The sequence below is a fragment of the Candidatus Paceibacterota bacterium genome (genome assembly GCA_035452965.1).
Classification (GTDB): domain Bacteria; phylum Verrucomicrobiota; class Verrucomicrobiia; order Limisphaerales; family UBA8199; genus UBA8199.
Window position 1 is genome coordinate 1 of sequence record DAOTCE010000067.1, and the last position, 6,145, is coordinate 6,145.

5 protein-coding genes are annotated in these 6,145 nt (G+C 58.1%); all 5 read left to right on the forward strand.

Annotated elements, in window-relative coordinates; all coding sequences use genetic code 11:
* Window positions 1-312 precede the first annotated feature (312 nt).
* The 5 genes from P5205_22235 (at window position 313) to P5205_22255 (ending at window position 5,662) form a co-directional block, all read left to right on the forward strand.
* The gene (locus P5205_22235) at window positions 313-471 is read left to right on the forward strand and encodes a hypothetical protein (protein HSA13080.1); all 159 of its coding nucleotides are present in this window, start codon (window positions 313-315) and stop codon (window positions 469-471) included.
* A gap of 55 nt (window positions 472-526) precedes the next feature.
* Entirely contained in the window at window positions 527-1,597 is a 1,071-nt protein-coding gene (locus tag P5205_22240; protein HSA13081.1) for a hypothetical protein, read from the forward strand.
* Window positions 1,598-1,632: 35 nt separating this feature from the next.
* The gene (locus P5205_22245; GenBank protein HSA13082.1) at window positions 1,633-2,967 is read left to right on the forward strand and encodes a right-handed parallel beta-helix repeat-containing protein; all 1,335 of its coding nucleotides are present in this window, start codon (window positions 1,633-1,635) and stop codon (window positions 2,965-2,967) included.
* A 95-nt stretch (window positions 2,968-3,062) separates the two neighbouring features.
* The gene (locus P5205_22250; GenBank protein ID HSA13083.1) at window positions 3,063-4,493 is read left to right on the forward strand and encodes a hypothetical protein; all 1,431 of its coding nucleotides are present in this window, start codon (window positions 3,063-3,065) and stop codon (window positions 4,491-4,493) included.
* A gap of 293 nt (window positions 4,494-4,786) precedes the next feature.
* The gene (locus P5205_22255; GenBank protein ID HSA13084.1) at window positions 4,787-5,662 is read left to right on the forward strand and encodes a carcinine hydrolase/isopenicillin-N N-acyltransferase family protein; all 876 of its coding nucleotides are present in this window, start codon (window positions 4,787-4,789) and stop codon (window positions 5,660-5,662) included.
* Window positions 5,663-6,145 lie beyond the last annotated feature (483 nt).

Genomic DNA, 6,145 nt, shown 5'->3' on the forward strand with positions numbered 1-6,145 from the left:
GTTGCCTTTCTCTCAGACCCAAGATCCGGTGTCCACTTTTTCGGGGGAAGGGCTGAGTCGCGAAGGGAAGGCCGGCTACAGACAGACTGGTATGTCACTGGTGGCTGAAGAGGCTGTAACCGCAAAGGGCGCAAAGAGGCTCCGGGAGGAAGGCTAAAGGGGATCCAGTGCGGAATGCGGGGTTGTGCCAGCATAGCCCCTGTGATGACCCCTTTCAAGATGGCGCCGGGATACTGAATGAACACGGAGTTGGCGAGGCGTGTGGGTAGTCTGCCAGTGTGTGGGCAAGCCTATAATGAACTAATCTATGGTTTGCCCCTTTTTCTTTTTGAGGCCACTGTACCCCGCGTCCCGGAGCTGTTCCTGATTGGCGATGTTTGCCGCGACAACCTCCTGGTTGAAATCGAGGCGCTCTCCTTTGTCAAAGTGGCGGCCCCGAAGGTCAGCGGGGAACGCAAGGCCACGTGGTAATCACGATGAATAAAAATGCTTTCGCTAGACGCAGTCTCCGTCAATAAAATCCCGCATGATGAAATTGTTGAAGCTGTTGGTTCTTTTGACCGCCCTTCCCCTGACGTGCGTTGCCCAGTTGCAAAACGCCGACACCTGGGAATTCCCGGCCGCCGAGTTTTCGGAATACCGTTATAACATCAATATCCCGGGCTTGGACGGGTACCAGACGCTCAAATGCGATTTTCACATGCACAGCGTGTTCTCGGACGGGCAGGTATGGCCGGCAATGCGGGTAATAGAAGCGTGGAATCAGGGTCTGGATGCCATCGCCATCACAGACCATATCGAAGTCCGGCCGAACAAGGCCGTGCTGCAGGGCGGCCTCAACCGTTCAAACGAAATCGCGCGCGAGCGCGGTCAGCGTCTGGGCATACTTGTGGTCAACGGCACTGAAATCACGCGGGACAAGCCGCTGGGACATATCAACGCTCTGTTTATACAGGACGTCGAGAAATGCAATGTTCCGAAGCCGCTGGACGCGATTGAAGCGGCGGCCAAACAGGGCGCTTTCTTGTTCTGGAATCACCCCGGTTGGCCGGACAAGGACGCGACGATGTATCCGGTGCACAAAGAGCTTATCGCGGGCGGCAAGATCCGCGGAGCCGAAGTCTTCAACGGGCGGGAAATGTATCCCAAAGCGCTGGATTACTGCCGGGACAATAACCTGGCTTTTATGGCGAATTCCGACCTGCACGTCACCAGCACCACCGCCTACCCGCAAAAGCTGCAACGGCCCATGACCCTGGTGTTCGCCAAAGAGCGCACGTTGGAATCTCTCAAAGAGGCGCTGTTTGCCGGACGCACGCTGGCCTGTTTCAACAATCACCTCGCCGGCAAGGAGGATTTTGTCCGGGAAATCGTACGGAAATCACTTGCGGTGAAAGTCATCGATGCGAAGCGCGGCCTGATCCACCTCTCCAACAACTCGGATCTCACCTACAGCATCCGCTTCGGCAAATACGAGTATGCGCTTCCCGTTTATGCCAACCAGACGTTGAGCGTAACCATCCCCTCGGGCACGGAAGTGAAGCTCACCAACTGTCTACTTGGCCGGGACACTTACCTGACGATGAAGCTCTGGTGATGCATCATATATTCTATTGGCGACATGTTGTGATCATGCGGACGAGCCGATCTCCACTGTTCGTGGTTGCCACCCTGGGGTTCTGTTTGTTCGCTTGGGCGGCGGGCGCAGCGTCGGCGAAGAGTCCTGCCCGGCCGGAACTCGTTCGTCAGGTGGTGAACGGACATCGGCACGAAGCACACGCCTCATGGTGGGGATTCGATGCGCAGGATTCCACGGCGTATCTTCAAGAGGCGATCAACTCGAAGGTCAGGAAGCTGATCATCGACCGGCAGCCATCCGCCTGGGTGACCGGGCCGCTGCGCGGCGTGAGCCACCAGGAGATCATATTGGAAGCGGGGACAGAAGTGCTGGCCTTGAGGGGCGCTTACCGGGGCAAGGGGGATTGCCTGCTGACGTTCCAGGAGTGCGAGCAAGTCGTAATCCGGGGCGGAAGGAAGGATGGGGGCAAATCGGCAGGGATTCGTATGCACAAAGAAGATTATCAGTCCGGCGCCTATCAAAAATCGGAATGGCGGCATGGTTTGGCATTTCTGGGATGTCAGGACGTGCGGGTGCAGGATCTGAGGATTGAGAAAACGGGGGGCGACGGCATCTACCTGGGGACTACGCCGGCGAAGCCCGCGAATCGGAACGTGGTGATCCGGCGCGTGGACTGCAACGCCAACCACCGTCAGGGAGTCAGCGTCATCAGCGCGGAGAATTTGTTAATCGAGGATTGTCTGTTGCGGAACACCGCGGGCACCGCTCCGGCGGCCGGCATTGATTTTGAGCCGAACAGCCCGGGCGAGTCTCTGGTCAACTGTGTCGTGCGCCACTGCGTTTCCCGGAACAACGCCGGCACGGGTTTTCAAATCTGTCCGCAATGCCTGAGCAGCCGCTCCAAACCGGTTTCGATCTACTTGGAGCATTGTGTTTCCCGCAGCAACCAACAGCACGCCGTCCATTTGTGCAGTGCGCCAAAGGACCCGCCGGGAGGGCTGCTGCGGATCACTCGTCTCGTGACGGAAGGTGATGGCATGGCTGGTCTGTCCGTGCAGTTCAATCCATACGACGCGATGCGTGTTTCACTGGAGGATTCAATCATCCGTGACAGCGCGCGCGATGAGACGTTCTTTCCGCCGCTATACGTTCAAGGCCTCGATTCGGACAGCCGGCCGGCAGGCAATATTCATTTCAAACGCCTGAGGATTAAGGACGACCTGACTCGTCCGGTCCTCAGGATTAGCGACCACAACAGCAACGGGTTGAAGGATATTACCGGGGAGATCGTCCTCGAACGCAACGGACGAAAGGAACGCATCACGGTTGACGATGCCTGGCTGCAGGAAATGGCCCGAACACGCTGGACGAATGCACGCCGGCCATGACGCGTTCCGCAGAATTCGGCCGACTCGACATTTCGCCTTCGTACGTAGCCGTGCGCTACTGGCGGTGACGCGAACATGCCAGTATTATCATTAAGATGAGACAAACCATACTTCTCTTCACGCTCGGCGCCGCCTTGTGCCTGCCCGCGGCGGCAGCCGAAAAGGCGGTTCATAAACTTCTAGCGGGCGCAGCCGTCAGTGACATTACTCCGCCTTTGGGCGGCCCTATCGTGGGCAATTTTGTGCAGTCCCCGGCGACAAACATCCACGATGGACTGCACGCACGCTGCCTTGTCCTGGCCGACGGCAAAACGAAGCTGGCACTAGTCGTCTGCGAACTGCTGCACACTGGGTATTACGTCAGCCAGGAAGCCCGCCGGCTGATCAAGGAAAGCATCGGTATCCCGCCGGAACACGTCTTGATTTCGGCGGTGCATACTCATTCCGGCTGCAGCGGTGAGGGTTCCCAGACGCTCAAGGGCTACCCGCTTTTGGTGGCCCAACGCATTGCTGCAGGTGTAAAAGCCGCGGCGGAGAATTTGCGCCCGGCTGAGTTTGCGTTTGCCACGGCCCAGGCTCCTGAGCATGTCTTCAATCGCCGGTGGATCATGAAGCCAGGCACCGCTCCGCGGAATCCATTCGGCCAGATTGACCAGGTAAAGATGAATCCGAGCCCCGGCAGCACAAACCTGGTCGAACCGGCCGGGCCCACCGATCCGACGGTCTCGATCCTGGCCTTTCGTGAACCTGGCGGGCGGCCCATCGCGGTCTATTCGGGCTACTCGCTGCACTATGTTGGGGGCGTGCCCAACGGCGACATTTCGGCCGACTATTATGGTGTGTATTGCGAGGAATTGAAACGCTTGCTGCAGGCCGGGGAACAGGATCCGCCGTTTGTGGCGATGATGGTTAACGGCACCAGCGGTGATATTAACAACATCAATTTCCGCCAGCCACAACCGCGGCAACCGCCCTACGCCAAAATGCAGTATGTGGCCGGAGACATCGCCCGCAAAGTCCAGGCCGCGCTGGCCAAAGCGGAATACCGCAGTGATATAGAACTGGTCGCCCGTTACCGTGAACTCCAGCTTGGCCGGCGAGTGCCCACGCCTGAACAAGTCGCCTGGGCAAGACAGACCCTTGCCCACGCCCCCGGAAAATCCGCGAACGTGGATCTTTCAGTCATATACGCCAAGCGCGTGTTGGGCATTTCGAAAACGCCGGAAACTGTTTCAGCGCCCGTGCAACTCTTGCGCGTCGGGCCGGTCTGCGTCGGTTCCATGCCCGTGGAGATCTTCTGTGAAATCGGCCTGGATTTCCGGAAGCGCTGCCCGATCCAGCCGGCGTTCCTGGTTTCACACGCGCACGCCAGCCTGGGCTACTTGCCCACGCCCCGGCATTTTGCCTTGGGCGGCTACGAAACGTGGCTCGGTACCAACCGCCTCGAACCGCAGGCCTCGGAGAAGTTGTTCGCTGCGCTGCTGGATATGGCGGCGGAGGTTCAAAACCAAGACGAGCGGCGATGAGCGCTGTGGCGGTGGTTCTCAGGAACGAACGACGGGGCTGTCTGTTAGGGCTGTTTGCCAGGTTTACTGAAGCAATGGCTGGAAGAGCGCTCTCCCAGACCAGCGCTAGTCCAGCCCTCTCCATTCCATCTTCGGCAATCAGGTCATGTCGGGGTTATTCATATTGGCTGAATAGCCAGTGCTGCTTGGCCGTCAATACCTGGCACCATGTGCTGCAGGGTCCTCTCTTCGGCTGAATTGCCGCACCTCTGGGTGTTGTGGCCGCTGCATTTAGAGAATCTCTCTCAACCCGCATGAACAAGCGTTTTAGTCTACTGGCTGTGGTTTCGATCCTCGTCCTGGAAGTGCCGTGCTTTCAAGCCAGCGGCTGCACGCTCTGGGGAGCTGCGGGCGGAGATGCAGGCGGCGGGACGATCATTTCCAAGAACCGTGATTGGAAGCCGGATCATGTTCAGGTGCTGAAAGTACGCCGGGATGGAAAGTATGCGTATCTGGGGCTTTATGCCGAAGGGAACAAGGAACCAGGCATCAAACAAGGGGTTAATGAAAAAGGGCTCTGTGTGACGACAGCATCGGCGAGTTCCATTCCCAAAGCCACCCGCGATGCCCAGATCGGCAAATCGGGCCTGATGACCACTTTATTGGCAGAATATGCCAGTTGCGATCAAATCCTGGCCGACAAGGAGAAGCTGTTTTCCAACCGGAAACCGTCGTTCCTGATGATTTCCGATCGAAAACAAATCCTCATGCTCGAGGAGGGGCTGGAGGGCCATTTTGCCGTCAAAGTGGTGAAGACAGGCACGGTCACTCACTCCAATCATTACTTAGAACCATCGTTGGCCGAGTACAATCAAAAGATCGGGGAAAGCAGTACCACTCGCTTGGACCGGATTTCGGAGCTCATTCAGGCGGCACGAAGGCCCCTGGATATTTCGTCGTTCGCGGAGATGAGCCTGGATCGTCATGATGGAGCCAATAACAGCCTGTGGCGGACCGGAACCAACGGCTGCACGCTCTCGTCGTGGATTCTGCAAAGCCCTGTCAGCGGCCCTCCGACCCTGCGAGTTCTAATAGTCAATCCGGGCAAACCTGAGGAACTGGAATCCTTTGTACTGGACAAAAAGTTCTGGAAGCAGCCGCCGGCATTGGTGCTGAGCTATCGCAAATAAGAGGACCAGCATCCCATCTGGATTTGCCTTCAAGGGCGCATGTTTGTGGGGGCATGCTCGGATTACACAAAACGGAACCCCCTGCGGTGGCGACCTGACGATGAACAAGCCTTTGACCTTCAGGATTACCATAACGATGTGTCTCCTGTGGTGTGTGACGTCGGCTATCGCGTCGCCGGCGGCGGTAGGCGAGGGCTCGATTCGAGCCGTGGAGGCGGCCAATGACTCGCGAGGTTCGAAACTCGCCGGGACCACTTCAGTTAACTTTGGCAATCGCAGGGCGGCCTCTGGCACCTCGCTGGGGTGCATGGGCGCTTTGGGGACGGCGGTCCGGTGGTCGGTCCCTGTCGCCCCAACCGACCACCGGCTACTCTCTATCAACCCTTCAGGTTGAGCTGGCTCGAAGCGGCCTGGGTGAGAGCTGGCCGGAGTGGCTCATCGCCCGCATCCTGCTGCGCGAGGCGAAGGAGTTGGTGGAGAAGA